The organism is Shewanella sp. SM95 (genome assembly GCF_025653595.1).
Lineage (GTDB): Bacteria > Pseudomonadota > Gammaproteobacteria > Enterobacterales > Shewanellaceae > Shewanella > Shewanella oncorhynchi.
On sequence record NZ_JAKKSE010000060.1, the window covers coordinates 1 to 1,195 of the forward strand.

Consider the following 1,195-nt stretch of genomic DNA (forward strand, 5'->3'; position numbering starts at 1 on the left):
AAAAAAGGAAGCCGAAGCTTCCTTTTCAAACTAATTTCTATCGCAATTAAGCGATGATTTTAGCTACTACACCAGCACCAACTGTACGACCACCTTCACGGATTGCGAAGCGTAAACCTTCGTCCATCGCGATTGGGCAAATCAGAGTCACTACCATTTTGATGTTGTCGCCAGGCATTACCATCTCTACGCCTTCTGGCAGTTCGATAGTACCGGTTACGTCAGTTGTACGGAAGTAGAACTGTGGACGGTAGCCTTTGAAGAATGGAGTRTGACGTCCGCCTTCTTCTTTTGACAGAACATAAACTTCTGATTCAAAAGTCGTGTGTGGGTTGATTGAACCTGGTTTAGCCAATACTTGACCACGTTCTACGTCATCACGCTTAGTACCACGTAATAACACACCACAGTTCTCGCCTGCACGACCTTCGTCAAGCAGTTTACGGAACATTTCTACACCAGTACACGTTGTTTTAGTCGTTGTGCGAACACCAACGATTTCAACTTCGTCACCCACTTTAACAATACCACGCTCAACACGACCAGTRACTACTGTACCACGGCCTGAAATTGAGAATACGTCTTCGATTGGCAGTAGGAACGGCTTATCGATRTCACGTTGTGGTTCTGGAATGTAAGAATCCAGTGCTGCGGCTAATTCAAGGATCTTAGCTTCCCACTCTGGTTGACCTTCTAGGGCCTTCAGAGCTGAACCTTGGATTACTGGTAAATCATCACCTGGGAAATCGTATTCTGACAGAAGTTCACGCACTTCCATTTCAACCAATTCCAGTAACTCTTCGTCATCTACCATGTCACATTTGTTCATGAAYACGATGATGAAAGGTACGCCAACCTGACGAGAAAGCAGGATGTGCTCACGAGTCTGTGGCATTGGACCGTCTGTAGAGGCAACTACTAGAATCGCGCCGTCCATCTGTGCAGCACCAGTGATCATGTTTTTAACATAGTCAGCGTGGCCTGGGCAGTCTACGTGTGCGTAGTGACGTGAAGGCGTGTCATATTCGATGTGAGAGGTATTGATCGTAATACCGCGCTCACGCTCTTCTGGAGCGTTATCGATTTGAGAGAAGTCTTTAGCTTCGCCACCGTAGGTCTTAGCCAGTACGTGAGAGATAGCTGCAGTCAGTGTGGTTTTACCATGGTCAACGTGACCAATGGTGCCCACGTTTAC

At 46.9% G+C, this 1,195-nt stretch carries 1 protein-coding gene; it reads right to left on the reverse strand.

The window, feature by feature from the left end:
* Positions 1-46 precede the first annotated feature (46 nt).
* On the reverse strand, positions 47-1,195 hold a 1,149-nt coding region (gene tuf / locus L5M29_RS23620; RefSeq protein ID WP_113941600.1), incomplete at its 5' end, for an elongation factor Tu.